Source organism: Bifidobacterium magnum, assembly GCF_000741255.1.
In the GTDB taxonomy this organism is placed as follows: Bacteria; Actinomycetota; Actinomycetes; order Actinomycetales; family Bifidobacteriaceae; genus Bifidobacterium; species Bifidobacterium magnum.
This window is the reverse complement of record NZ_JGZB01000003.1, coordinates 16,195-41,788: the sequence shown is the minus strand read 5'-3', so window position 1 is coordinate 41,788 and position 25,594 is coordinate 16,195. Positions and strand designations below refer to the sequence as shown.

The following is a 25,594-nucleotide window of genomic DNA, read 5'->3' as shown; positions in this document are numbered from 1 at the left end:
GACGACGACGTCCGCAATATAAAAAATGAAAATATAAGAATATAAAAAAGGAGGACGACTTGTCGTCCTCCCATAAGAATGCGTCCGTATGAAACGGCGCTACGTAAGCGGATCGCTCACTTCTTGTCGGCGAGATCCACGCCGAGCTCCAGCTTGCCGCCAGGAATGGCGTCAAGCAGGTCGCGGGTGTACTGCTTCTGCGGGTTGTTGAACACCTGGTCCGTGGTGCCGTGCTCCACGAGCTTGCCGTGCTGCATAACCACCACATCGTCCGCGATCTGGCGAACTACGGCCAAATCGTGCGTAATGAACAGGTAGCTCAGACCACGTTCCGCCTGCAGGTCGTTCAGCAGCTGCAACACCTGGTCCTGGACGAGCACGTCCAGTGCGGACACGGCCTCGTCGCACACGATGACGTCAGGGTTCAACGCCATGGCGCGCGCGATGGCGATACGCTGGCGCTGGCCGCCGGAAAGCTCGTTCGGGTAGCGGCCCATCACGGATTCCGGAAGTTCCACCATGTCGAGCAGCTCGCGCACACGAGCTGCGCGGCTCTTCTTGTCGCCAATGCCGTGAATATGCAACGGCTCCTCGATGGAACGGAAGATCGAGTACATCGGATCAAGCGAACCGTACGGGTTCTGGAAGACGGGCTGCACGTGGCGGCGGAAGTCAAGCAAGGACTTGCCCTTGAAGTTGGCGATGTCCTGGCCGTCATAAAGCACCTTGCCGCTCGTGGGCTCCAGCAGCTTCAGGCACATGTTGGCCACGGTGGACTTGCCCGAACCGGATTCGCCCACAATCGCCAGCGTGGTGCCGCGCTTGAGCTTGAAGCTCACGTCGTCCACTGCCTTGAACAGTTCCTTGCGGCGCGGCAGCTTGAATTCCTTGGTCAGGTGCTCCACGTCGATGATCGTGTCGTTGGCCTCGAGCTTGGCAGTATCGACCTTGTGCTCCATGATCGCGGAAGCGTCGCCGCCGTGTTCCTTGACGGACACGATGCGCTGCGACGCCAGCGACGGGGCCGCGGCCACGAGACGCTTCGTGTACGGGTGCTGCGGATGCTGCAGCACTTCCAGCGACGGGCCGGATTCCACGACACGGCCCTTGTACATCACGACGATGTGCTGGGCGCGCTCGGCGGCCAGACCCAAATCGTGCGTAATGAACAGCACGGCGGTGCCCAAAGAATCGGTGAGCATGCGCAGGTGGTCGAGGATCTTCTTCTGCACGGTCACGTCCAGTGCGGACGTCGGTTCGTCGGCGATCAGCAGCTCAGGACGGCATGCCAGACCGATGGCGATCAGCGCGCGCTGGCGCATGCCGCCAGAGAACTCGTGCGGGAACTGGCGGGCGCGCGTGGCGGCGTCCGGCAGGCCGGCTTCGGACAGCAGGCCCGCGATACGGTCTTCCATGGTGGAGCCCGTGACGTACTTCTTGGCGATATACCAAGCGTCGTCGTCCTTGACGCCATAACGCATCAGGTCGTCGGCCACACGCCAACGCGTCTCGGAACCGGCAACCCAGTCCGTACGGAAGTCGGCCATGGCCTTTTCCAGCTTGGCGCCTTCGCAACCGGTTTCCACCAGCGCCTTTTCGGCGGCCTCGAGCAGCTGCGGCAGTTCCTTGGAACCGATGAAGGTTTCATCGCCTTCATCTTTGAGCTGCACGCTCGTGTCGGCCAGCGCCTTGGAGAGCTTGGATCGCTTCTCGTGGGAAACGTCCATGTTGTTGGCGACAAGCGATTCCTTGACCTGGGTGCCGATACGCCACACCGGGTTCAAGTTGCTCATCGGGTCCTGCGGCACAAGGCCCATCTTGGAACCGCGGATCTTGACGAACTCCTTCGGCTTCCATCCGGAGATTTCCTCGCCGTCCAGCTTGATGGAGCCGCCCACCACATGGCCCGTGCCCGGCAGCAGGCCGAGGCACGCCATGGCGGACGTGGACTTGCCGGAACCGGATTCGCCCACGATGGCGACCCACTGGCCCGGGTACACGCTGAAGGAGGAGTCGGTCACCGCGTGGATGGCCTTGCCCGTGTCGGACGTAAAGTCCACCTGCAGGTCCTTGACCTCCAGCAGCGGGCCTTGGGCGAGCTGCTGTTCGTGCAGCTGGTCCGCGGTCGCGATACGGCTATTGGTAGAAGTTGATGCGCTAGACACTTCCGACGCCTTTACATTGTTCGATTCAGTCATTGCCACTCCTCACTCACGCCGTACGGCTCTTCGGGTCGAGGGCATCCTTGACGGCGTCGCCCATCATGATGAAGGCGAGCACCGTAATGGCCAGGGCCACCGACGGGTAGAACAGCACCATCGGATCGGTGCGCAGCAGGGACTGGGCGTTGGAGATGTCGCCGCCCCAGCTGACCGTGGTGGTCGGCAGGCCGATACCAAGGAAGCTCAGCGTAGCTTCGGACACGATGTAGGAACCGAGCGACGTGGTCGCGATCACGATGATCGGGGCCAGCGAGTTCGGGATGATGTGGCGGAACAGGTTGCGCATCGGGGTGGAGCCCAATGCGGTGGAAGCCGTGTTGAACTCAAGGTTCTTGGTACTCAGCACGGCGCTTCGCGCGATACGGGCCACGGAGACCCAGCCGAACAGCGCCAGCACGAGCACGACCTTCCAAATGGATTCCGAAGTACGGAACATCTGCAGCACCACGATGGCGCCCAGCAGCATAGGGATGGCCATGAAGATATCCACGATACGGCTCAGCACCGCGTCGACCCAGCCGCCGCAGAAACCTGCGATGGCGCCGACCAGCGAGCCGAAGAACACGACGATCAACGTGGAAAGGATGCCCACGCTCAGCGAGGTGCGCGTACCGTAGACCACGCGCGCATACACGTCGCAGCCCTGGAGATCAAAACCGAACGGGTGGCCGGAGGAAGCGGCGCCCAACGAGTTTTCCAGCGTGCAGTAGTTCGGGTTCTCGCGCGTGAACACGCCCGGGAACAGAGCCACAAACACGATAAAGACGATCAAGATGCCGGAAATGATGAACAAGGGGTTACGGCGCAGCGTACGCCACGCGTCGGCCCACATGCTCGTGGCCGGAGCGGATTCGTCGACGGAATCGACTTTCAGCAGCGGCGTCTCCTCAATGGACGCCACGTAACGCTCCTGGCCCGGCAAAGTCCTAACAGAGTCAATATTCTGTGCCAAAATTCTTCCTCACTCTCACGCGTAACGAATACGCGGATCGAGCGCCGCGTAGAGCATATCGACAACAAGGTTGCACACCACGAACACGAGCGTCAGCAGCGTCACGATCGACACGACCATGTTGGCTTCGCCCTTCAGGATGCTCTGGTACGTCAGGTAACCGACGCCGTGGATGTTGAAGATCTGTTCGGTCACCATGGCGCCGCCCATAAGCGCGCCCAGATCCTGGCCCAGGTAGGTGACCACAGGAATCATGGAGTTGCGCAGGATGTGACGGAACGTGACCGACGTGTTGCTCATACCCTTTGCACGGGCGGTGCGCACGTAGTCCTGCGGGATGTTCGTGGAAATTTCGGAACGGGACAGGCGGATGATATACGCCATGGATACCGAGCCCAGCACCATCGCAGGCATCAACAAGTCAAAGAATCCGGGGTTCGAGCCTGCGGTCACCGGGAAGATGCGCAGCTGAACGCCCAGCACATACTGGCCCACGAAACCGGTAACGAACGTTGGTACCGAGATGAGCAGCAGCGAGACGATCAGGATCACCGAATCGTACCACTTGCCCTTCTTCAGGCCGGAAATGGCACCGAAGACCACACCGAAAATAGCTTCGAAGCAGAACGCCATCAGGGCCAGCTTGATAGTCACCGGGAATGCGCGGGCAATTTCGCTGATCACCGGCTGACCGGAGAAAGTCTCACCAAAGTTGAGTGTCAATGCGTTCTTCAAGAACAGCAGATACTGGATTATAAATGGTTTGTCCAGATTGTATTCTGCGCGGATCTGGGCGGCCACTGCCTCATTCACGGGCTTATCGCCGAACATCGCCTTGACCGGATCACCCGGCAAAGCGAATACGAGCGCGTATACCAACAGCGTCGTACCAAGAACCACGGGGATCATCTGCAAAATGCGTCGCAGAAGATATTTTCCCATTGGTTGCTCCTTATTCTTCCTTTGTAGACCACGTCTTTCAGTATTTTTTTCGACTCTACATTGAAAAGAACCGAAATACTTGAAAGGGATCAGTAAAGTTCCCCGCCAGTCTACTCCATGGGTGGAATTAACCCCATACTATTTCCTGTATTCTCCCTAATTATTGCAACATCCTCACGTATGGTGCGCATTCGGGACGATTTGGAAACCTAGTAAACCATGCCCCCGTACAAGGCTCCAAATCAAGTTTTTTACTGCATTTGCCATGCAAACAGTTTTCCGATGATTTTTTATGAACCGATCTTTTTCCGGTTTTTAACAAAAATTTTACAATTATTTATGAAATCCCCCGCTAGGCATCGCCATCACGCATGACTACCGCCCATTCCCTTCGCCATTTGGATTTCGATATGCGAAAGGCGGAACGACGTATCGTTCCGCCCCTCGCCAAGTTGAGAACATGTCACGACACGCCCTCGAACGAAGGCGTGTCACGAACCGATCAGGAACGCGTCAGCTGCGTGTAGATCGGGACGTTCTGCCAGTTCATGGCGAAACCGTCGATGTTCTTGGCGCACACGCCGTCGGCGTTGCTGTAGTACAGCGGGATTGCCGGCAGCTGCACGAACAGGATCTCTTCGGCCTGGTGGTACAGGTCGTTGGCTTCCTCGGTGCTGGTCGCGGCGGCGGCCTTGGCGCACAGCTCGTCGAACTGGGCGTTCTTGAAGTTGCCGTCGTTGGAGCCGTGGCCGTCAGCTGCGGCCGAGTCGTACAGCGGGTACAGATAGTTCTGGATGGACGGGTAATCCGCCTGCCAGCCCGTACGGAAGGCGCCGGTCATCTTGCCGTCGGTGATGTCCGAACGGAACTGTGCGAAGGTCGCGACCGGGTTGGCCTTGGCGCCAATGTTGAGCGTGTTGTTCACGGAGTTGACAATGGCGTCGTACACCGGCTTGGCGCCACCATCGGCGTTGTAGGAGAAGGTGAGCGTGCCGGAGTACTTGCTGATGGCGTCGGCCTTGGCCCACAGGTCCTTGGCTTCGTCCGGGTTGTACTTGAGCACGTCGGAGCCCTTGAGGTCCTTGCTGTAACCGTTGATCACCGGAGCGGAGAAATCGGTGGCGACAGTGCCGACACCGTTGAGCACCTTGCTCACGATGGATTCGCGGTCGATGGCCTTGGACAGGGCCTGGCGACGCAGGTTACCTTCCTCGGTGCCGCACACCCAGTGCTCAAGCGAGCACGGGATCGTGAAGGACTGGAAGGAGGAACCGGCCTTGTTGTACGCCTTGATGGAAGTGTCCTTTTCGAAGGTCTTCGTGGCGGAACTCGGCACGGTGTCCATCACGTCGAGGTTGCCGGCCTGCACGTCCGCGTAGGCGGAGTCCGGATCGGTGTAGATCTTGAACGTGATGCCGTCGTTCTTGGCGGCGTTGTTGCCCTTGTAGTCGGCGTTCTTCGTCAGGGAGATTTCGGAATCGTGGCTCCACTTGTCGAACTTGTACGGGCCGTTGCCCACCGGGTCTTCGCCGAAGGCCTTCGGATCCTTGTAGAAGGATTCCGGCAGCGGGGAGAAGGCCGAGTAACCGATTTCGATCGGGAACACGGAGTCCGGGGCGTTCAGTGCGACCTTGAATTCGTGGTCGTTGACCACCTGCAGGCCGGAAAGCTGGTCGCCTTCCTTGGCGTTGTCGCTCTGCAGTTCGTCATAGCCCTTGATGCCGGACATGAACGAGGAGTTGAGCTGGGCGTTCTTCACGTTCGCCACGTAGCTCCAAGCCTTCGTGAAGGATTCGGCGGTGACGTCGGTGCCGTCCGTGAACTTCCAGCCGTCCTTGAGCTTGATCGTGTATTCGGTAGCGTCGTCGTTCGGCGTGATCGAGTCGGCCACTTCGTTCTCCGGGTTGCCTTCAGCGTCGAACGACACAAGGCGCGAGAACAGCAGGTCGATGATCTTGCCGCCGCCCGTTTCGTTGATGTTGCCCGGGATGAGCGGATTCTGCGGTTCGGAGCCATAAGCGGTGATGTTGCCGCTGGCCGCGTTGTTGTCGCCGCCACTGGCGCCACAGCCGCCGAGCATCATGCCCAGCGCCGCTGCCGCAGCGACAAGAGCGATTGCTCTCTTCTTCATTGTTAGTCTCCTTCAATGTTGTGCTAGTGAAATCAAGATGATTCACTATTCGCATAAGAGAGTCAGGTTGTTTGAGACTGTCCCCCTCATTGAATATGCATTATTGTGCATTACTTCGGTTGCTTTAGCCACAGATAAATCAAAATATCCATATTTTTTCATAATTTATTTACTTTTTATGCACAAAAATTTCTAAGATTGGCGTAATTTCAACGTTTTCATGAATCCCTATACTGCATAGTTCATGTTGAATATGCAGACACTATACGGACAGATTAATTAGATAAAACGCTTGACCTATTGCAAAATCTATCTTTCAGCAATGTCGTAATGTGATGAGGATCACAAAAATAGCCCCTTTTTTATGATCACTACGTGGACTATGGTGCCCGCGCCGACCACCGGCTACAGTAAGAAGATGCATTCGTGGAAGGAACCGCATGTGGACCGATGAACTGATTGACGACTATGTCCGATTCATGCGCTCGAACCGGGGCTTGAGCGAGCACACGTGCCGCGCATACGCCGCCGATATTCGCCAATGCCTCGATTTTTTGGCCCGTGAACGTTCCATACAACGCTTGCAAGACGTTGCGATCACCGATTTGCGCTCCTGGATGGCCCGCGAATCCCAACAGGTCGTCCGTTCCTCGCTGGCCCGCAAAACCGTGGCGATCCGTCGTTTCTTCTCCTGGGCCCAGCAGCACCATATTATTGACGCGAATCCGGCCGCCAGATTGGGCACGCCCAAACAGGCGCAGACGTTGCCCGCCGTGCTCAACGAACATCAGGCGCTCGATCTGATGGGCACCGTGGAAGCGCAGTGCACGGACCAGCCCGCGCCCGCCGATCGCAAGGAGGCGCGTCAGGAAGCCATTGCATTACGCGATTGCGCGATGATCGAGCTGCTGTACGCCACAGGCATTCGCGTGGCGGAACTTACGGCGCTCGACCAGCGCGACCTCAATTTTTCCAACCGCACCGTCAAAGTCACCGGCAAAGGCAACAAGCAGCGCGTGGTACCGTTCGGCATTCCCGCGCAACATGCGCTGGAACAATGGTTGGGAACACAAGGACGCCCCGTACTCGCCAACGGATCAAGCGGGGATGCGCTGTTTCTCGGCGCGCGCGGCGGCCGCGTGGACCAGCGCATCGTACGCTCCGCCGTGCACGAGCATGCGCGCGACGCCCAAGTTCCCGACATCAGCCCGCATGCCTTGCGCCACAGCGCGGCCACGCATATGCTCAACGGCGGCGCCGACTTGCGCGAGGTGCAGGAAATGCTGGGCCACGAATCGCTCGCGACCACGCAACGCTATACGCACGTATCCATCGAACAACTCAGGCAGCGCTACGAACAGGCGTTCCCGCGCGCATAATACCGCCCATACGCCGCCCAGATTCATTACAATGCTTGATAAGAGACACCCGGCAGCAGAAAGAGAAGAGCATATGGCTACACCTATATCCGCGTCAACGGCATCGCCCACGCGCACCATTCCGGACGACCAGATCGTGGCGCGCGCTGTCGACCTGTGCAAAACGTACGGGCAAGGCGACAGCCGCGTCGTGGCGCTCGACCATATCAATGTCGAGTTCCAGCGTGGCCATATGACCGCGATCATGGGACCGTCGGGCTCGGGAAAATCGACGCTCATGCACTGCATGGCGGGACTCGACCAGCCCACCGGCGGCCAAGTGTTCGTGGAAGGTCTTGAGGTGAGCTCCATGAACCAGCGCCAACTGACGCAATTGCGGCGCAAGGAGATCGGTTTCATTTTCCAGTCGTTCAATCTGGTGCCCACACTCAACGCCGAAGAAAATATTGTGCTGCCGCTACAGATCGCCCACCGCCCCATCGACAAGGACTGGTTCAATACCGTCGTGCGTGTCGTAGGACTCGAACAGCGTTTGCGTCACCGCCCAAGCCAGCTCTCAGGCGGCCAGCAGCAGCGAGTGGCGTGCGCGCGCGCCATGATGGAACGTCCCAGCGTCATTTTCGCCGACGAACCCACAGGCAACCTCGACTCGCGTTCCAGCCGCGAAGTGCTCGGATTCCTGCGCCAGTCCGTGGAAGAGTTCGGGCAGTCGATCGTCATGGTGACGCACGATCCGCGCGCCGCCAGTTTCGCGGACCGTGTGCTTGTGCTCGCCGACGGCTCGATCACGATGGACATGGACCATCCGTCCTACGACGACATTCTCGAAGTGTTCGCCAATCCCGACGACGACCAGTTCGACACCGCAACCGCCAACGGCGAGGTGGCGCTGTGATTCGCATAGGACTGCGCGATGCGCGCGCCCATATGGGCCGGTTCATCATGTCGATCATCGCCATCATGCTCGGCGTCTCGTTCGTGGTGGGATCATTCTGTTTCAGGGACATGCTCAACAACCAGGTGAGCCAGATGATGGCCACCAACGCCGACGCCGACGTCTATGTGCGCGGCGCCACCGAACAACATAACGACAAGAGCATCGGCACCGATTCCTCATCCTCAAGTGATTCAGGCGCATCCTCCTCGCTTACCGGGAATACGAGCACCACATACAACAGCATCAATCCGAATCTTGCGCAGACGCTGAGCAAAATTCCGGGCGTGGCCGCGGCCTCGCCCTCCTACATGGTCAGCGGGCTCGTGCTCGTGGGCGCCAACGGCAACGCCCGTAGCTCGATGGGCGCGCCCACACTCGGCATTGGCGTGGGACCAGGCAATGAATGGCGCTCCTCCACGCTTACCAAAGGACACTGGGCCGAAGCCGACAACCAGATCGCGCTTACGAACGAGGCGCTGGACAAATCCGGGCTCACGGTCGGCGACGAAACCACCGTGGTATTTGGCGACGGTCCGCACAAAGTCAAAGTGGTCGGCGCGTTCAACACGGCATCCTCGCAGGCCGGCGCCACGATCATCGCCATTGATCCGGCGCTCGCCAAATCGTTAAGCGAACAGTCCACGGGCAAAAGCAACGAAGTGTCCCAAATCGGCGTCTACGGCTCGAAAACGACGCCGCTGGACGAGCAGCAACAGCAGCAGCTCGCCGACCGCATCAACCGGGATCTTCCCAAATCCGCCGACGCGCACGCCGTTACGGGCGATTCAGTACGCGACGAAACCACCAAATCCGTTCAGGACCAAATGGGATTCGTACAACCCTTGATCCTGATTTTCGCGATTATCGCGCTGTTCGTGGGTTCGTTCATTATTGCGAACACATTCTCGATGATCGTGCATGATTCCATGCGCGGGTACGCGCTGCTGCGTTCCGTGGGCGCCTCACCGCTACAGATTTTCATGACGGTGATTATCCAGGCGCTGGTGCTCGGCCTCGTGGGATCCGTACTCGGCATCGCGTTGGGCTGGGGCATGGTGCGTTTGATTGTCGCCGGACTCAATGCCGCCGGCATGCCGCTGACAGGAGCCGTGGACCCGTCCCTTACGGACATGATTGTGGGATTGGTTGTTGGCCTGGTCGTCACTATTGTGGGCGCGGCATGGCCCGCCCGCACGGCGGCGCTCGCTCCCCCGATCCAGGCGATGAACGCCACGGTGAATCCCGAAAAGCCCGTGCGTGCCCGCGCCATTATCGGCGCGGTGATGACGGTGCTCGGCGCCTGCTGCTGGGCGTTCACCTGGCGCTTGGTCAATGTGGACGACCCCACCCCATGGAAGGCCGTCAACGATATGACTGTCGGCTGGCCGCTTGGCGTGGGCGCCGCGCTTGTGGTGCTCGGTGTCATTGTTATGGCGCCGGCCCTTGTCTCCCCCGCCCAGGCCGTGCTCGGTTGGATTCCGTCCCATTTATTCCCGGTAACGGGACGCCTTGCCACGCGCAATATTTCACGTGCCAAGCGCCGTACCGCGAACACGGCCACGGCCTTGTTCGTAGGTGTCGCCATTGTGGGGTGTCTCGCCGTGGTCGCTTCAAGTGCCAAAGCGTCCGTCAACTCGTTGGTGGACACGGGGTTCAAGGGCGATTTTGTGGCGATGAACGCCGCAAACGGCCAATTGACCGATGAACAGGTCAAGGCCATGGAGGACGTCAAAGGCATCGATACGGCCGTTCCCGTCAGCGCCGTAATGGGCGTGACCTACAACGACAGCGATCCAAGCCTTGTCATGGCCAGCGACCCGTCGCTGTTTACCAAGATTTTCAGTCCCGATACTGGGGACGACGAACAGCAGGGCGATCCTGTGGCGGCGTTGCGTGACGGCGATCTCGTCATTGGCGCGCAAGTCGCCAAAAACCAGGACTGGAAGCTCGGCCAAACCGTCACGGTACGCGCCAAGCAGGTCACGGTTGACGAGCAGGCCACGCGCCAAGCCCAGGCGCAATACCAGCAGCATGTGCAGGACCAGATCATGCAGGTACAGCAGGAAGCGCAGCGCTTGGCCGCGCAAGGCGACTTGCAGCAGGCGCAAGCCAAGGCCGAGGAAGCGCAGAAAATCGCCGAGGACGCGAAGCATGTCGACCCGATGACGCTCGTCAAAACGCGTACGGACACGGTGACCAAGAAGCTCAAAATTGGCGCGATTATCACGAATTCCATATATCGCACCATGGCGTTCGTCAACAACAAGGTCGCCGATGAGCTGGGCACGCCGCAAACGCATATGACGATGGTCCTGTACATGATCGCCGACAAGGGCGCCGATGTGGCGAGTGTGCAACGCAAGTTGCAGGACGCCGTCAAACCCTATTATGTCGTCAACATCATGAACCGCGACGAATTCAAATCCACGATGGCCACGATGATCAATTCCATTTTGATCATCCTCTACGCGCTGCTGGCGCTGTCCATTGTGATCGCCATCTTCGGCATTGTAAATACGTTGGCGTTGAGCGTGGCGGAGCGTACGAAGGAAATCGGGCTCTTGCGCGCCATCGGCACGTCCAACGGCCAAGTGCGCGGCATGCTCGGCATCGAGGCCGCGATCATTTCCGTATTCGGCACGCTGCTGGGCATTATTGTGGGCATAAGCGCGGGCATGGTGATCCGCTCCACCTACGCCAACAACGGCCTCACACAGCTGGCCATTCCATGGGGTGAACTTGGCGTGTTCCTTGTGCTGTCCATTGTGGTGGGATTGGTCGCAAGCATTTCGCCAGCCCATCACGCCTTGAAGCAGCCCGTGCTCGACGCGGTGGCAAGCGAGTAAATCATGCAAGAAGAACAACAACAAGAACCAATGCCGCGGATTCCGCTGCCTTCGCATATCCCCGAAGGTGCGCGCCTTGTGGTGCGCGTGGCTGACGGTATTGACGAATACAGCGGGCGTCCGCAATTCCGCGACTTTGTGGGACATGTGCGCTCATGGGACGGCGTTACGCTCGCGCTGACGCGTGACGCGTCGGCCAACGGACGCCGTCCCGCCGAGGATGTGGCCATCGATGCACGCACGATTGTGCGGCTCAAGCCTGTTCCCGAGCGCCCGAAACGCCGGGTGCAGCCGGAACAGTAAGCATTACAGCGCGATGCCCTGCTCCATAATGGCGCGGTGCGGGTCGGTAAAACGAATGATATGTTCGCCGCGCGCCGCGGATGCGAGCAGGTCCTCGCGCCAATGGTCGGCGCGCACTTCGAGGGAACCGAAAATGGTTTCCGTATGGCGTTCCTCGATGGCGGCGAGCGCCTTGGCGCGCGCCGAGCGGAACGGGTCGGCGTGGGCGAAGAAGTTGTCTACGGTCTGCTGGTCGTTGTCGCGCAGCGCGTCGGCCAGCCGCGTGACGCGCCTGATGACTTCGCGCAGCAGCTGTTCCACGTCGCCGCTGTTTTCTTCCACCATCGCCTGCGTGCGGTGCGGATCGGTCAGGGCTACGCGCGTCATGTCGCGCCAGGAGCCCGCGGCCAGCGACATGGCGATGTTGCGGTCGGGATTGTCGATAAGCATGTTGGCGAGCATGGTGGCGATGGCGTGCGGCATGTGGGAGATTTGCGCGGCGGCGCGGTCATGCGTGGCGTCGTCCACTATGATGAGCCGGTTCATGCACAATTGCGTGATCATGGACGCCACTTGAAGTACGCGCCCGTATGCGGTGTTGTCGCCAAACGTCACCGCCCACAACGCCTTGTCGAACAGCTGCGGGTCGGCGGCGCGCCAGCCTGACAGTTCGTTGCCGGCCATGGGGTGCGCGCCCACATAGCAATGGTCAAGTCCCGCCTCGTTGACCTGGTCGCGCACGAGTCCTTTGACGGAGCCCACGTCGGTAAGCGTGGTGGCGTCCGGATCGATAACGGGCGCAATGCGATGCAAAATATCCGGCATGGCGGACAGCGGATTGCACAGGACGAGTACGTCGGGCTTGGCGAGTACGAGATCTTCCAAATATTCCATGCACCGGATGCCGTAGCGTTGTGCATCCGCGTAGGGCTCGGCGCGATGGTTCCATGCCAATACCTCGCAATGCGTGGTGGCGAGCCTGCGCGCCAGGGAACCGCCAATCAGCCCCAAGCCCACGATGCCGACGCGGCCGGGCGCTTCCGTGCCTTCTGCGGCTTGAGGCTCCGCCTGCGTCCATTCATCAACAGTGATGTGGTCCTGCGCTACCATAATAGTTCCCCTTGCATGTTGTGCCGCGTAGCCTGCGGTTCCATTTGCGTACATATGCCGCCTTGCGGCAACATCCAGTCGGTGACGGGCGGATACACCTGGGTGTGGTGTGGATACACCGCCAGAGTCTTGACCCAGTCCCCGTGTCCCATCACACGTTCAAGCACATGGCGGCATTGCACCTGCCACGGCGCCTGGTCGATGGTGGCAATGAAGCTGTAGGTGCCGTCATGGCCCTTGATGGGACGGGACATGAGGCTGACCATGTTGAGTCCCGCGTCGCGGAACTTGTTCAAAAGGTCCGCCAATACGCCAGGTCCCGTGGCCAGCGGTACAAATCCTATGATCGATTCGTATCCGCCGGCGTCCTGCGTCCGGTATTCGTCCATGAATTGCACGGCGTGCGCACGGTTGGTCAATACGAGAAAACTGGTACGGGCGCCGTCGAAATCCTGTACGGCGCGGGCCACGGTGTGCAGGCCATATAGGTCGCCGCACAGGCTCGGCGCGAGCGCGACACTTTCGGATGCGAGATTTTGGCATCCCGCCGCGTTCGAGGTGGCCGGTACGGGTTCAAGCCCGTAGCGTTTGGTGAATGTACGGCATTGCGCCAATCCGTGCGGATGCGCGGTAACGCTTGAGCAATGGCGCAATATGCGTTCGGCACTCTCCCCGTACCGGTGCGCCGTATCCGTAGTGACGAACGCGTCAAACGTCACATGCACGTCCACGCGGGCCACGCCGGCCATGTCCGCGCTGTCGAGCAGCGCGTCAAGGTTGGGAACCACTACGCCTTCCACGTTGTTTTCCCAAGCCACCACGCCGAATTCGCCGCGCTGCGCCCCGGCGAATACATCGCCAATATTCGCGCAGGCCACGAGGTCGAACGATTCTTCTGGCATATGTCGACGCAGCTCGCTTGCCGCCGCTATGGCCGCCTGATGCGTAAATGTGCCTTGTGGACCCAAATAATACAGCCGCGTCGTCATGGTCCCTCCCCTATGCGCGTGTGCGCGAATCATCGCGCGGCGTTATCTCGAAGCACCGCGAGGGAAGTATCATGACCACGACTTGCACGGCGACCATGCCGAACAGCCAGAACAGGCTGGCGTATTTGCTAAAGAACGGCAAATCCCCCGTGGCGAACAGCGGTACCAGCACATCTCCCAATGGAGAGAAATTGGCCAGGAAATACGCGAACATCGAGGAGACGATCAGATGGATGGCCAACCCCACGCCTCCCATGCGGCTGCGCGCGCACCATGCGGACATGCCCACGAGCAGCCAAGCCAGTGCCAACCCATACGGAATATTGGCGGACGCGCCCATGCGTTGGGCGATCGTGCCGACAAAGGTGCTTGCCAACGCCGCGAGCACCGTGATCACGAGTTTGACGACGCCGCCTTGACGATGGCTCCATGGAATCGGAACGTCGGCGGTGGACGGTGCTGATGTCGATTGATACGCGCGTTGACTCATATCGCCTCAGTGTAGTACGAAACGGTACGAAAATGGTGCGTAGCGAAATTATGGTTCCGAAATATAAAAATCCCGGCAATACGGGAACAGTGTCCAATATTGCCGGGTTTGTCGGCGGTACCGTCAGTCAGTCATATTCATTCATTAATAATTAATGAATGACGACCGATCGGGTGCGGTCTTTCGCTCACTTGTTGTTGGCGGCGTTGTTGGCGCGGCGCTGCTTGGCGCGCCACTTGTACCAATCCTCACGGTTGAGGATGATCTTGCGCACGCGGATGGCTTCCGGCGTCACTTCGACGCACTCGTCCTCGTTCGCGAAGTCGAGCGACTCTTCGAGGCTCATCTTGATCGGCGGGGTCAGCGTCTCGAGCACGTCGGCCGTGGCGGAACGCATGTTCGTCATGTGCTTGGCGAGCGTGATGTTCACGTCCAGCTCGTCCGGCTTGTTGTTGATGCCGACGACTTGGCCCTCGTAGACCTGGGACTGCGGATCAACGAAGAAGCTGCCGCGGGCCTGCAGGCGCTGCATGGCGTACGGGGTCGCGGTGCCCTGGCGGTCGGAGACCATGGAGCCGTTCTGGCGCGTCACGATCTGGCCAGCCCACGGGGCGTAACCGGCGGAAATGGAAGCGGCGATACCCGTGCCGCGCGTGGCGGACAGCAGCGCGGTACGGAAGCCGATCAGGCCACGGCTCGGAACCGTGAACTCGAGGCGGATCCAGCCGGAACCGTGGTTGCTCATCGATTCCATGCGGCCCTTGCGGTCGGCCATGAGCTGTGTGACGGTACCCATGTACTCTTCCGGCACGTCAATCGTGGTGGATTCCATCGGCTCGCACAGCTGGCCGTCGATGGTCTTCGTCACTACCTGCGGGCGGCCGACGGTAAGTTCGTAGCCTTCGCGGCGCATTTCTTCGGCGAGCACGGCCAGCGCCAGTTCGCCACGGCCCTGGACTTCCCAAGCATCCGGACGGTCGGTCGGGATGACCTTGATGGACACGTTGCCGATGAGCTCGCGGTCCAGACGGTCCTTGATCATGCGGGCGGTCAGCTTGTGGTCCTTGCCTTCGGTGCCGGCCAACGGGGAATCGTTGGTGCCGAAGGTCATGGAGATGGCCGGGTCGTCCACGTGGATCAGCGGCAGCGGGCGCGGATCGTTAGGATCCACAATCGTTTCGCCGATCATGATGTCGTTGACGCCCGCGACTGCCACAATGTCGCCGGGGCCTGCGGATTCCACAGGCACGCGGTCGAGGCCCTGCGTACGCATGAGCTCGGAGATGCGGAAGTTTTCAATGGAGCCGTCCACACGCGACAGGCCGTAAGTCTTGCCCTTCTCGAGCACGCCGTTGTAGATGCGCACGAGGCCCAGACGGCCGAGGAAGTCGGAGGAGTCGATGTTGGCCACGTGAGCCTGCAGCGGAGCGCCTTCTTCGTATTCCGGAGCCGGAATGTTGGCGATGATGGATTCGAACAGCGGCTCAAGGTTGTCGTTGTCCGGCAGAGCACCGTTGGCCGGCATGTCGTCGGAAGCGTAACCTGCCTTGGCGGCGCAGTAGATCACGGGCAGATCGAGCAGCGAATCGATGTCGAGATCGACACCTTCCTCGATCACGTCCTGGGCCAAGCCCAGCAGCAGATCGGAAGCTTCGCCCACAACCTCTTCAATACGGGCGTCCGGACGATCCACCTTGTTCACGCACAGGATGACAGGCAGCTTGGCTTCGAGAGCCTTGCGCAGCACGAAACGCGTCTGAGGCAGCGGGCCTTCGGAGGCGTCCACGAGCAGCACAACGCCGTCGACCATGGAAATGCCGCGTTCCACTTCGCCGCCGAAATCGGCGTGGCCCGGGGTATCGATCACGTTGATCGTGATGCCTTCCGGATGGCCGTACTTCTCGGCCAGCGGACCCGTGTACTGCACAGCGGTGTTCTTGGCGAGAATCGTAATGCCCTTTTCGCGTTCCAGATCGTTGGAATCCATCACGCGGTCCGGAACTTCCTCACGCTCGTTGAACACGTTGGACTGCTGAAGCATTGCGTTGACCAGAGTGGTCTTGCCGTGGTCGACGTGCGCCACAATTGCAACATTTCGAATATCGCCGCGAACAGCCATGAAATAGCCTCTCCTGTTTTTCTTGTTCTACAAACTTTGCGTACGAAAAAGTGACAAAAGTATGATCAGTGCGTTTACGCACAAACAGTGCCATGATACTGACATTGTTCGACAGGGGGTGTTGCGGGCATGCTTGCGCCGCCATGGCGCATACCACGGCGGCTACTGTACAGGAATTTCAGGCCACAATGCCGCGGGCGACAAGCTCGCGCGCCACCTCGCGGTACTCCTTGGCCGTCTTGTGGTTCGGCAGGAACGTGGTGATCGGCTCGGCCGCCACATTCGCGTCCGGAAGCTTGATCGAACGCGCGATCACCGTATGGAAGACCTTGTCTCCGAACGCTTCGTAAATGCGCTGCAACACTTCATCGCAATGCAACGTGCGCGTGAACATGGTGACAAGCACGCCATAGACTTCCAGCGACGGATTGATGCGCGCCTGCACCTTCTCAATGGATTGCATGAGCAATGCCACGCCACGCAATGCGAAGAATTCTGCGGCCACAGGAATGATCACGCCGTCGGCCGCCGTAAGCGCGTTGACGGTCAGCAGGCCCAACGACGGCTGGCAGTCAATGATGATCACGTCATATTCGTTGCGGATGGGACGCAGCACACTGGCCAGCACCTGCTCGCGGGCCACTTCCGTCACGAGTTGCAATTCGGCCGCGGAAAGGTCGATATTGGCCGGCATCACGTCAAGATTGTCAAATTTCGTGTGCTGGATCACGTCGTGCACATCAATACGCGGATTGAACAACGCCGTGTATACGGTATTCTCCACGGCGTTCGCGTTGATGCCCAACCCGACCGTCGCAGCACCCTGCGGGTCGAAATCCACAATAAGCACGCGCCTGCCGTATTGCATAAGCGCGCCGGCAATATTAATGGAACTGGTAGTTTTGCCCACCCCGCCCTTCTGGTTGCACATGGCAATAACACGTGCCGGACCATGCTGCTGCAATGGTTTGGGCACCGGGAAGGTGGCATATTCACGTCCAAGCAAATCCGTAGGCATACTTCACACTCTATCAGTTCATTACGGGAACGTTCATACCGCCACGTTCCACGCCCCTGTTATTTCGCCAAACTCCTAGTGTAACGCGTCAATCACACAAATTATGCGCAACAGCGCAATATTATGCGGCTTTTTAAGCTGCGGATTTTATAGGTTATCCCCGTGCGCGCGGATGCGACATGATATACGTCTCGATCAGCGCATCGGGCGTCACATGCGTATAGCGCTGCGTGGTGGTCACCGAGGCGTGGCCCAGCATCTCCTGCACCGTGCGCACATCCATGCCTCCGGCCAGCAAATGCGTGGCGCACGAATGGCGCAGCGTATGCGGGTGGAGCGCCACGGGCAAATGCGCGCGCTCCCCCGCCTGCGCGATCACTTCCCACGCCGACTGCCGGCTCAAGCGTTTGCCGCGCTTGTTGAGGAAAATGGCGCGACGCTCACGCGCTCCCGTAGATTTGGCTTCCAGGCGCTCACGGCCTTGCGCCACATATTGTTCCAGCGCTTTAAGCGCATAGCTGCCCAATGGCACCAAACGCTGCTTGTTGCCTTTACCCGTAAGCTTGACAAGCCGGTTTTCCATGTCCACATCATTGAGGTCCGCGCCCGTCGCCTCAGAAACGCGGCATCCCGTGGCATACAAGAATTCGAGCAATGCTTTGTCGCGCAGCTGTACGGGATCGTCCACTACGGGAGTTGCCGCGTCCAACAGCGCCGAGACCTGTTCCACGGTGAGTACATCGGGCAGGGTCTGCGCGTTTTTTGGCGGTTTTACCGCCGCGGACACGTCCGCAACCACGTCACCGTTGTTCAGCAGGAACCGGTGGAACATGTGCACGCTGGCCAAACGACGCGAAATGCTTGTGGCGCTTTGCCCGTCTTCATGCATCCATGCCACGAACTGTTCCACATCATCCTGGCTGATAGCGGCCGCATCTTCCACGCCGTGCCGCTCCAACCACTCGCGGTACATCGCCAAGTCGGACTGGTAGGCGCTTACGGTGGCCGGAGATAGGCCGCGTTCCACTCCGATATATTCCAAAAATTGCGTTACCAGTTCGTCCATACCACTATTCATACCAGTCATTTTGGCTTTCTCCTCTGCATTTTGAGACACAAACCCCGGCGTGTCTGTCTCAAAATGCAGAAGTTATCCCCAATTCCAAGAATCGAAGATATCCTCCACGGCAATGCGCGCAAACCCGCTTACCTATACAAAAAAGGCCCCGCATATCAATGCGGAGCCTTTTACACACTACGATTCAGAATGAATCAGGCAGCCACCGGAGCGTTGACGTCTTCCGGCAGAGCGGCCTTGGCGGCCTCGACGAGAGCCTTGAAGGTCTCGGCGTCGGAAACGGCGAGCTCAGCCAGAGCGCGGCGATCCAGTTCGATGCCGGCCAGACGCAGGCCCTGCATGAAGCGGTTGTAGGTCATGCCTTCAGCGCGCACAGCGGCGTTGATGCGCTGGATCCACAGCTTGCGGAAGTCAGCCTTGCGAGCCTTGCGGTCGCGGAAGTTGTAAGTAAAGGAGTGGAGCAGCTGTTCCTTAGCCTTGCGGTACAGGCGGGAACGCTGGCCGCGGTAACCCGAAGCCCTTTCGAGAACAACGCGACGCTTCTTGTGGGCGTTCACTGCGCGCTTGACACGTGCCATAGTAATTCCTCAGCTTTCTATTACAGTCTCTAGTTGTCTTGCTGCAGCTCAGCGGCCCAGCAGACCCCTCATCTTCTTGGCCTGCGACGTGGCGAGCACTTCGTCACGGCTCAGTGCACGACGCTTCTTAGCGGACTTGTGCTCAAGGTTGTGGCGCATGCCGCAGCCCTGGTGCATCAACTTGCCGGTACCGGTGGCGCGAACGCGCTTCTTGGCGGCGGAATTTGTCTTCATCTTCGGCATTGCTGCCCTCCTTATTAATTCTTCTTTTCGGAAGTCTGTTACGCGGTGGCTACCGTGGACTTGGCTTCTTCAGCGGCCTTAGCCTTCGCTTCCTGCTTGGCGGCCAAGCGGGCAGCCTGGCGGGCCTGGCGTTCCGCGCGGGACTCGGCGCCGCGACGGCGCTGTTCCGACTGCGTGTGCACCTTCTTGCCCTTTGGCGCCAACGTCATGATGATGTTGCGTCCCTCCTGCTTTGGAGCGAACTCAACGGAACCGTACTCGGAAACTTCGTCAGCCAGACGCTGCAGGAGTTCGACACCGCCGATCGGACGGGACTGTTCACGGCCGCGAAGCATAATCGTGACCTTGACCTTGTCGCCACCCTCGAGGAAGCGGACCACATGGCCCTTCTTCACTTCGAAGTCGTGTTCGTCGATCTTCAGGCGGAAGCGGATCTCCTTGATCTCGGCCGTGTTCTGGTTACGGCGAGCTTCGCGCTGCTTGATCTTTTCGTTGTACTTGAACTTGCCATAGTCAATAAGCTTGGCAACCGGAGGCTTGGCATTAGGCGCTACCTCGACGAGATCAAGGTTCGCTTCCTTAGCCAGGTTCAATGCAACGGAAGTCGCAATGACTCCCACCTGTTCACCGTTCGGTCCAATAAGGCGTACTTGGGAGACGCGAATCTCGTCATTAATGCGTGGTTCGTCGCTAATGATGACTCCAATCCTAAAATGGTTCTGCAGCAGGCACCGAAAGTCTCATAGTCGATCCACAACAACGGCACGCGACTATCCGCGCACATATTGCACACATTCATCTGGTGACTCGCACCGGTCTCCGCCATCCATAATCGTACGGAGATGCAGCGTAATGCTGTGGACCCGAAACCATAACAGGCTTCCAGGTGGGTTTCCCGCTTTCTTGATATTCTCAAGCCAAATCACTACTATACTTGCGCCATTGACATTCGGGGACTGTCCATCGTCCGCGTGTCGCGCATGGTTTCCGGATTCCGTGAGCGAGACGCATAACGGAACGCGCGCCGGTACGCTGGAAATCATGGAAAACAATCGATGCGTCATTTTTGCGGCCGGCGAGTATTACGCGGCTCCCCTTCTTCCAGACGATCGCGCGCTCATTATTGCGGCGGACGGCGGCCTCGACCATGCCGCGGAAGCGGGAATCACTCCCGACTATATTGTGGGGGATTTCGATTCCGCCGCGCGTCATCCGCACCATAGCGACCGTACGATCGTGCTGCCGCCTGAAAAGGACGATCCCGATTTATTAAGTGCGCTGAAACTTGGTTGGGCGCACGGCGCGCGCGAGTTCCATATTTATGGCGCGCTAGGCGGACGCATCGACCATACGATAGCAACGCTGCAGCTTACGGCGCTGGTGTGCGAGCATGGCGGCGCCGCTTACGTATACGGGGACGGACTGACGGTAACGGCCGTATGTGACGGCGCGCTGCATTTCGCCGCGCAAACCTTCACCGACGGACCCAAATACGTGTCGGCCTTCGCCCATAATGACACGGCGCGCGGCGTCAATGAACATGGTCTGAAATACGAGCTTGTCGACGCGACGATGGACAACACGCATGTCAACGGCGTAAGCAATGAGCTCATCAGCGGATCCGAGGCCTCGATCAGTGTGGAGCACGGCACGCTGCTCGTCACATTCCCCGCCGGCACACCCACGCCCTCGCGCACGCTTTTTCACGAGTTTTCCGGAGATTTGGGGCCGCTGAGCACGGCCGTGTCCAGCGCGCTGGTCAGTCCGCGGCAATAGGCGCCACGCTCGCGTGCAGCACGGCGATCAGGTCCTCGGGCTTGACTCCCACGCTCATGCCGCGCTTGCCGCCCGAAACGAGCACCTCGTCGAATTCCAGCACCGATTCGTCAAGTACGGTGGTGTGCCTCGTGCGCTGGCCAAGCGGCGAAATGCCGCCCACCACGTAACCGCTCTCACGCATGGCCACTTTCGGATCGGCCATTTGCGCCTTTTTGGCGCCCACTGCGGCCGCCAATTTTTTCAAATCCATATGGCCTGCCACGGGCACCACGCCAATGACGCGCTCGCTGCCCGTGTCGGCCATCAGCGTCTTGTAGACCTTGTGCGGATCGATGCCGAGTTTGTGGGCGCCTTCCAAGCCAAAGCCTTCCTCGGAATCATTGGAATGTTCGTATTCATATAGCGTGAACGTGATGCCGGCCTTGTCGAGTTCCACAGTCGCCGGAGTGGATGCGGTTCCTTTTGCATGCTTCTTCTTGCTCATACGGCCCATCTTAGGGACGTGCGTAACTTCGAAGCCTCCACTTACAGCAAAAGGCCTCCCAGCATAAGCCGGAAGGCCTTTTTCAGAACCGTTTCAACGGCTGATTACTTGGCGAAAGCTCACTCGGAGATCTCGGCGAAGTACAGCAGCGTACGGATCATGTTGGAGGTGAAGCCGTACTCGTTGTCGTAGAAGGAGACGGTGCGAGCCATGGTCAGGCCGTCCACTTCGTTCACGTCGGTCTGGGTCGGGTCGAACACGCCGCCGTGGGTGTCGCCGATGATGTCGGAGGACACGATGCCCTCGTCGTTGTAGCCGTAGAAGTCGCAGTTCTCGAATGCGTCCTTGAAGGCTGCGTTGATCTCATCAGCGGTGGTCTTGGTGTTCAGCACGGTCGTCAGCTCGGTGACGGATCCGTCCGGCACCTGGACGCGCTGGGCGTGGCCCTGCAGCTTGCCATTCACGGACGGCACAACCTTGCCGATAGCCTTGGCGGCACCGGTGGAGTGGGCGATCGTGTTGATGGCGGCTGCGCGCAGGTTGCGGCCGGTCTTGTTGCCACGCGGGCCGTCCAGAAGCATCTGGGTTCCCGTGTAAGCGTGGATCGTGGTCATGAAGCCAGCCTTGATGCCCCACTTCTCGTCGAGCAGCTTGACCATTGCAGCCATCGAGTTGGTGGTGCAGGAGCCAGCGGACACGATGATGTCGGAAGCCTTGAGGATCTCGTGGTTCACGCCGAACACGACGGTCGGGGTGGTCTCGTCCTTGGCAGGAGCGGAGATCAGGACCTTCTTGGCGCCAGCGTTGATGTGAGCCTGGGACTTCTCGGCGGAGGTGTAGAAGCCGGTGCACTCGAGCACGTACTCAACACCGTCGTTCGCAACCCACGGGATGTTGTTGGCGTCCATCTCGGCGTAGACCTTGTATTCCTTGCCATCAACGATGATGGAGTTCTCGGTGGACTTGACGTCGACCGGGGTGCCATCGTCGTGACGGAAGGTGCCGTGCGTGCTGTCGTACTTCAGCAGGTAGGCCAGCGTCGCCGGAGTGGTCAGATCATTGATAGCTGCGACTTCGATGCCGGCAGCCTCGCCGCCACGAGCCTGGAGCTCGAAGATACGACGGAAAGCCAGACGACCAATGCGGCCAAAGCCGTTGATACCAATCTTAACTGTCATGTAGTTCTCCCTTGAGGGTAGATTTCCGCCGCCACAAGGCGCTTGCGCGCCGCGAGGAGGGGAAACCTGTGGTTAACCAACGGTTCCACTCTAATGGATTTGCTTGACTTAAGGCAACGAATTGCGCATTTTCTCAGCTAATGAATATATTTGGTGGACATGGCTTTACTCATCAATTGCATTTTTGTGGGACTGGGCGGTTGCGCCGGTTCGATCGCGCGTTACCTGATTTGCGGCATGAATTTCGGCAAGATCGGCGACTTCTCATTGCTCACACTGTTCGTCAACGTGCTCGGCTCGTTCATTATCGGCTTCGTGGCGGCCATCGCGCTCAACCGCGGCATGGATCCGCGGTTGAACCTGGTATTGAAAACGGGCTTCTGCGGCGGCTTCACCACCTTCTCCACTTTCAGCCTGGAAACCTTCACGCTGCTTGAATCGAACCGCTGGCCGTTCGCATTGCTCTACATTGTGGCCAGCGTGGTGCTGTGTGTACTCGGCGTCATGCTCGGCACCTTGGCCGGCAAGGCCGCTGTCGCCTAAGCACGCGCCTTGCGGAATTCCTTAAGCTGGGGCGGCAGCACGAAATGCATGTTTTCACGCACGCCATCCAGCGTTTCCACATCGCCGTATCCGCGCGAGCGCAGCGCTTCAACGAGCTGCTGCACGAGTTCGTCGGGCACGGAGGCTCCCGACGAAATGCCTACCGTTTCCACGCCTTCGAACCATTCATCCTGCAATTCGCCCGCATCGTCGATACGGTAGGCGCGGCCTCGGTCTCCTAACGCTTCGCGCGCCACTTCCATCAGGCGCACGGAATTCGAAGAATTGGCCGAGCCGATAATAATGACGCAGTCGCACTGGCGCGCAAGCTCTTTCACCGCTCCCTGACGGTTGCTCGTGGCGTAGCAGATATCCGCTTTTGGCGGCATTTCAATCCACGGGAACGCCTGTTGAAGCGCCTGAATCGTGCCCGCCGTCTCGTCCACGCTCAAGGTGGTTTGCGTCAATAATGCGAGCTTGGAGCCTTCTTCGAAATGCAGTGACGGCACATCCGCTTCGCTTTCAATAAGATGGACGTGTTCGGGCGCTTCACCCACCACGCCTACCGCCTCGTCGTGGCCGCGATGGCCGATATACACCACTTCATATCCGTTGTTTACGAAGCGCACCACTTCCCGGTGCACCTTGGCCACGAGCGGGCAGGTGGCGTCCACAATCCACAGCCCACGCTCGTCCGCTTCCTTTTGTACGGCCGGGGAAACGCCGTGTGCGGAGAACACCACGGGAATATGGGCTTCGGCGGCCGCGTCGGGAACATCGGACAGTTCCTGTACAAACTCGGCGCCTTGCGCGTGCAAATCGTCCACCACATGCTTGTTGTGCACAATCTGGCGGCGCACATACACGGGCGCGAGCCCTTCGGGAATATCGCGCGAGGAAGCCTGCAAAATGGTTTGTACCGATTGGATGGCACGGTCTACACCTGCGCAAAAACCGCGCGGATCCGCCAAAATAATACGTTGAGCCATGACGCCCATAGTACATGCACGCGAGTCGCGATGGTGGCGCGAATGCAAACGTGCCTATACTGTGAACGTTATCAACGCCCTGCGCTTACGGCGAAGTAAGCGGACCTAGACTGATAGGGAAACCGAACCTACACACGATGGAGTGAATATGACAGCAGTACATACGCCGCGCACCGGCGAGCAATACACCATCACCCATGGCGACTACACGGCCGTCGTCACGGAACTTGGCGCCATTTTGCGCCGTCTGACCTACAAGGGCGAAGACATTCTGGCCAGCTACGGCGCCGACGACCTCGTCAAGTGCTGCGGCGGCGAGATCCTCATCCCGTTCCCGAACCGCCTCGAAGCCGGCACCTACACGTTCGAAGGCCACGACTACACGCTGCCGATCGACGAGCATGAGCGCAACAACGCCATTCACGGCTACGGCTATCGCTCCTACTGGAAGCTCGAGTCCCTGACCGAGGATTCCGTCTCCTTGAGCTGGCGCGTCCCGGACATGGCGGGCTACCCGTTCGACGTGATCGCGACGGCCACCTACCGCCTCGACGACGAAGGCGTGCACATCACGATCGACGCGTTCAACAACGACACAAAGGCCGCCCCGTGGGCTCTGGCCATCCACCCGTGGCTGGCCAACGGCCGCAACGCGTATGGCGACGCCATCGATGCGGACAACGCGCTGTGCACGCTGCTGATCGACGCGGACACGCATGTGGTGCCGAACGAAAACCTCATCCCGGTGGGCACCGAACCTGTGGAAGGCACCAAGTTCGACTTCCGCAAGGGCCGCAAGCTCGACGAGCAGCCGTACGACGACGCGCTCACCGACGTGCACCATGATGAAAACGGTTTGGCGCACGCGTTCTTCACGCGTCCCGACGGCATGATGATTCACATCACGGGCGACGAGACGATCACGTCCTTCCAGGTGTGCGACGCCACGGGCTTCCCCGCCGAGGTTCATCCGGCAGGCGTGGCTGTGGAACCGCAGACCGCGTACGCCAACACCTTCAAGACGGGCAAGGACCTTATTGTGATCGAGCCTGGCGAGCACAGCACGACTGAGCTCATGATCGGCGTGGTGCGTTGATTTGAGCCGCATTGCGCTCACGTTCGTCTGGTGCACGTGGAATAATCCCTTACGCTAACTATAGTTACAGCAAAGGAGTCCATCATGGGTATGCGCGGACGTAAGCGCAAGGATCGTCGTAAGAAGGCAGCCAACCACGGCAAGCGTCCAAACGCCTGATCCGACTGGATGAATTCGAGTATCTCATTCATCCGATTGATACATAGAAA

At 59.3% G+C, this 25,594-nt stretch carries 24 protein-coding genes; 8 read left to right on the top strand and 16 right to left on the bottom strand.

Translation table 11 applies throughout. The features are described from left to right. Positions 1–116 precede the first annotated feature (116 nt). The 4 genes from BMAGN_RS02200 to BMAGN_RS02185 all read right to left on the bottom strand — a co-directional run bounded on the left by BMAGN_RS02200 (position 117) and on the right by BMAGN_RS02185 (position 6,247). Positions 117–2,198 carry a dipeptide ABC transporter ATP-binding protein gene (locus tag BMAGN_RS02200; protein WP_022859080.1) on the bottom strand — a complete coding sequence of 694 codons (2,082 nt, stop codon included), beginning with the start codon at positions 2,196–2,198 and terminating at the stop codon, positions 117–119. Positions 2,199–2,211: 13 nt separating this feature from the next. Continuing rightward, on the bottom strand, positions 2,212–3,174 hold the full coding sequence (locus tag BMAGN_RS02195) for an ABC transporter permease (protein ID WP_022859079.1): 963 nt from the start codon (positions 3,172–3,174) through the stop codon (positions 2,212–2,214). Positions 3,175–3,189: 15 nt separating this feature from the next. Further along, complete coding sequence (locus BMAGN_RS02190; RefSeq protein WP_022859078.1) at positions 3,190–4,116, bottom strand: ABC transporter permease; 927 nt, start codon at positions 4,114–4,116, stop codon at positions 3,190–3,192. Between the two features lie 502 nt (positions 4,117–4,618). Further along, positions 4,619–6,247: a peptide ABC transporter substrate-binding protein gene (locus BMAGN_RS02185; protein WP_022859077.1), complete on the bottom strand. Its 1,629-nt coding sequence runs from the start codon at positions 6,245–6,247 to the stop codon at positions 4,619–4,621. A 440-nt stretch (positions 6,248–6,687) separates the two neighbouring features. On the opposite strand from BMAGN_RS02185, the gene BMAGN_RS02180 reads away from it, so the two are divergent. The 4 genes from BMAGN_RS02180 (at position 6,688) to BMAGN_RS02165 (ending at position 11,712) form a co-directional block, all read left to right on the top strand. Further along, positions 6,688–7,626 (top strand): tyrosine recombinase XerC, encoded by a 939-nt coding sequence (locus BMAGN_RS02180; protein WP_022859076.1) that lies wholly within the window; start codon positions 6,688–6,690, stop codon positions 7,624–7,626. Positions 7,627–7,699: 73 nt separating this feature from the next. After that, positions 7,700–8,521, top strand: a complete 822-nt coding sequence (locus tag BMAGN_RS02175; RefSeq protein WP_022859075.1) for an ABC transporter ATP-binding protein — start codon at positions 7,700–7,702, stop codon at positions 8,519–8,521. After that, positions 8,518–11,409: an ABC transporter permease gene (locus BMAGN_RS02170; RefSeq protein WP_034250274.1), complete on the top strand. Its 2,892-nt coding sequence runs from the start codon at positions 8,518–8,520 to the stop codon at positions 11,407–11,409. Before BMAGN_RS02175 ends, BMAGN_RS02170 begins: the two co-directional genes overlap by 4 nt. Positions 11,410–11,412: 3 nt before the next feature. Beyond that, positions 11,413–11,712 carry a DUF6725 family protein gene (locus tag BMAGN_RS02165; protein WP_022859073.1) on the top strand — a complete coding sequence of 100 codons (300 nt, stop codon included), beginning with the start codon at positions 11,413–11,415 and terminating at the stop codon, positions 11,710–11,712. Positions 11,713–11,715: 3 nt separating this feature from the next. On the opposite strand, the gene BMAGN_RS02160 is transcribed toward BMAGN_RS02165, so the two are convergent. From BMAGN_RS02160 to infC, 9 genes are all read right to left on the bottom strand, one after another. After that, on the bottom strand, positions 11,716–12,801 hold the full coding sequence (locus BMAGN_RS02160) for a prephenate dehydrogenase (protein WP_022859072.1): 1,086 nt from the start codon (positions 12,799–12,801) through the stop codon (positions 11,716–11,718). Beyond that, positions 12,795–13,790: a prephenate dehydratase gene (locus tag BMAGN_RS02155; RefSeq protein ID WP_022859071.1), complete on the bottom strand. Its 996-nt coding sequence runs from the start codon at positions 13,788–13,790 to the stop codon at positions 12,795–12,797. Before BMAGN_RS02155 ends, BMAGN_RS02160 begins: the two co-directional genes overlap by 7 nt. A 10-nt stretch (positions 13,791–13,800) precedes the next feature. Beyond that, positions 13,801–14,280, bottom strand: coding sequence for a hypothetical protein (locus tag BMAGN_RS02150; RefSeq protein ID WP_022859070.1), 480 nt, complete (start codon positions 14,278–14,280; stop codon positions 13,801–13,803). Between the two features lie 187 nt (positions 14,281–14,467). After that, a complete protein-coding gene (gene typA / locus BMAGN_RS02145; RefSeq protein ID WP_022859069.1) occupies positions 14,468–16,399 on the bottom strand; it encodes a translational GTPase TypA in 1,932 nt (643 codons plus the stop codon). 178 nt (positions 16,400–16,577) lie between these two features. Further along, positions 16,578–17,417 carry a ParA family protein gene (locus tag BMAGN_RS02140; RefSeq protein ID WP_022859068.1) on the bottom strand — a complete coding sequence of 280 codons (840 nt, stop codon included), beginning with the start codon at positions 17,415–17,417 and terminating at the stop codon, positions 16,578–16,580. A 154-nt stretch (positions 17,418–17,571) separates the two neighbouring features. Next, a complete protein-coding gene (xerD, locus tag BMAGN_RS02135) occupies positions 17,572–18,495 on the bottom strand; it encodes a site-specific tyrosine recombinase XerD (protein ID WP_152593241.1) in 924 nt (307 codons plus the stop codon). Between the two features lie 194 nt (positions 18,496–18,689). Then, positions 18,690–19,073, bottom strand: a complete 384-nt coding sequence (rplT, locus tag BMAGN_RS02130) for a 50S ribosomal protein L20 (RefSeq protein WP_022859066.1) — start codon at positions 19,071–19,073, stop codon at positions 18,690–18,692. A gap of 48 nt (positions 19,074–19,121) precedes the next feature. Further along, positions 19,122–19,316 (bottom strand): 50S ribosomal protein L35, encoded by a 195-nt coding sequence (gene rpmI, locus BMAGN_RS02125; RefSeq protein WP_022859065.1) that lies wholly within the window; start codon positions 19,314–19,316, stop codon positions 19,122–19,124. 38 nt (positions 19,317–19,354) lie between these two features. Beyond that, positions 19,355–20,041: a translation initiation factor IF-3 gene (gene infC / locus BMAGN_RS02120; RefSeq protein WP_033510553.1), complete on the bottom strand. Its 687-nt coding sequence runs from the start codon at positions 20,039–20,041 to the stop codon at positions 19,355–19,357. A 316-nt stretch (positions 20,042–20,357) separates the two neighbouring features. Between infC and BMAGN_RS02115 the strand changes: the two genes are divergently transcribed. Then, on the top strand, positions 20,358–21,092 hold the full coding sequence (locus BMAGN_RS02115; RefSeq protein ID WP_033510575.1) for a thiamine diphosphokinase: 735 nt from the start codon (positions 20,358–20,360) through the stop codon (positions 21,090–21,092). Here BMAGN_RS02115 and ybaK read toward each other — a convergent pair. Then, a complete protein-coding gene (gene ybaK / locus BMAGN_RS02110) occupies positions 21,076–21,579 on the bottom strand; it encodes a Cys-tRNA(Pro) deacylase (protein ID WP_026501828.1) in 504 nt (167 codons plus the stop codon). The genes BMAGN_RS02115 and ybaK overlap by 17 nt on opposite strands. 119 nt (positions 21,580–21,698) lie before the next feature. Continuing rightward, positions 21,699–22,757 carry a type I glyceraldehyde-3-phosphate dehydrogenase gene (gap, locus tag BMAGN_RS02105; RefSeq protein ID WP_022859061.1) on the bottom strand — a complete coding sequence of 353 codons (1,059 nt, stop codon included), beginning with the start codon at positions 22,755–22,757 and terminating at the stop codon, positions 21,699–21,701. A 159-nt stretch (positions 22,758–22,916) separates the two neighbouring features. Here gap and crcB point away from each other — a divergent pair, with 159 nt between their 5' ends. Continuing rightward, entirely contained in the window at positions 22,917–23,300 is a 384-nt protein-coding gene (gene crcB, locus BMAGN_RS02100) for a fluoride efflux transporter CrcB (RefSeq protein WP_051126600.1), read from the top strand. Here crcB and BMAGN_RS02095 read toward each other — a convergent pair. Further along, positions 23,297–24,289, bottom strand: coding sequence for a 4-hydroxy-3-methylbut-2-enyl diphosphate reductase (locus tag BMAGN_RS02095; RefSeq protein WP_026501826.1), 993 nt, complete (start codon positions 24,287–24,289; stop codon positions 23,297–23,299). The two genes, crcB and BMAGN_RS02095, sit on opposite strands and share 4 nt — an antisense overlap. Positions 24,290–24,437: 148 nt before the next feature. On the opposite strand from BMAGN_RS02095, the gene BMAGN_RS02090 reads away from it, so the two are divergent. Next, positions 24,438–25,385, top strand: a complete 948-nt coding sequence (locus BMAGN_RS02090) for an aldose 1-epimerase family protein (protein ID WP_022859058.1) — start codon at positions 24,438–24,440, stop codon at positions 25,383–25,385. 84 nt (positions 25,386–25,469) lie between these two features. Then, entirely contained in the window at positions 25,470–25,544 is a 75-nt protein-coding gene (locus BMAGN_RS08720; protein ID WP_003817083.1) for a 50S ribosomal protein bL37, read from the top strand. Positions 25,545–25,594 lie beyond the last annotated feature (50 nt).

Bases quoted from the DNA above. Each gene is read 5' to 3' on its own strand.
- BMAGN_RS02115 (WP_033510575.1), top strand. From the start codon at position 20,358: ATGGAAAACAATCGATGCGTCATTTTTGCGGCCGGCGAGTATTACGCG.
- BMAGN_RS02095 (WP_026501826.1), bottom strand. From the start codon at position 24,289: ATGGCTCAACGTATTATTTTGGCGGATCCGCGCGGTTTTTGCGCAGGT.
- gap (WP_022859061.1), bottom strand. From the start codon at position 22,757: ATGACAGTTAAGATTGGTATCAACGGCTTTGGCCGCATTGGTCGTCTG.
- BMAGN_RS02200 (WP_022859080.1), bottom strand. From the start codon at position 2,198: ATGACTGAATCGAACAATGTAAAGGCGTCGGAAGTGTCTAGCGCATCA.
- BMAGN_RS02160 (WP_022859072.1), bottom strand. From the start codon at position 12,801: ATGGTAGCGCAGGACCACATCACTGTTGATGAATGGACGCAGGCGGAG.
- ybaK (WP_026501828.1), bottom strand. From the start codon at position 21,579: ATGAGCAAGAAGAAGCATGCAAAAGGAACCGCATCCACTCCGGCGACT.
- BMAGN_RS02140 (WP_022859068.1), bottom strand. From the start codon at position 17,417: ATGCCTACGGATTTGCTTGGACGTGAATATGCCACCTTCCCGGTGCCC.
- BMAGN_RS02165 (WP_022859073.1), top strand. From the start codon at position 11,413: ATGCAAGAAGAACAACAACAAGAACCAATGCCGCGGATTCCGCTGCCT.
- BMAGN_RS02190 (WP_022859078.1), bottom strand. From the start codon at position 4,116: ATGGGAAAATATCTTCTGCGACGCATTTTGCAGATGATCCCCGTGGTT.
- typA (WP_022859069.1), bottom strand. From the start codon at position 16,399: ATGGCTGTTCGCGGCGATATTCGAAATGTTGCAATTGTGGCGCACGTC.
- rplT (WP_022859066.1), bottom strand. From the start codon at position 19,073: ATGGCACGTGTCAAGCGCGCAGTGAACGCCCACAAGAAGCGTCGCGTT.
- BMAGN_RS02180 (WP_022859076.1), top strand. From the start codon at position 6,688: ATGTGGACCGATGAACTGATTGACGACTATGTCCGATTCATGCGCTCG.
- xerD (WP_152593241.1), bottom strand. From the start codon at position 18,495: ATGAATAGTGGTATGGACGAACTGGTAACGCAATTTTTGGAATATATC.
- BMAGN_RS02175 (WP_022859075.1), top strand. From the start codon at position 7,700: ATGGCTACACCTATATCCGCGTCAACGGCATCGCCCACGCGCACCATT.
- BMAGN_RS02185 (WP_022859077.1), bottom strand. From the start codon at position 6,247: ATGAAGAAGAGAGCAATCGCTCTTGTCGCTGCGGCAGCGGCGCTGGGC.
- BMAGN_RS02090 (WP_022859058.1), top strand. From the start codon at position 24,438: ATGACAGCAGTACATACGCCGCGCACCGGCGAGCAATACACCATCACC.
- BMAGN_RS02155 (WP_022859071.1), bottom strand. From the start codon at position 13,790: ATGACGACGCGGCTGTATTATTTGGGTCCACAAGGCACATTTACGCAT.
- rpmI (WP_022859065.1), bottom strand. From the start codon at position 19,316: ATGCCGAAGATGAAGACAAATTCCGCCGCCAAGAAGCGCGTTCGCGCC.
- BMAGN_RS02150 (WP_022859070.1), bottom strand. From the start codon at position 14,280: ATGAGTCAACGCGCGTATCAATCGACATCAGCACCGTCCACCGCCGAC.
- crcB (WP_051126600.1), top strand. From the start codon at position 22,917: ATGGCTTTACTCATCAATTGCATTTTTGTGGGACTGGGCGGTTGCGCC.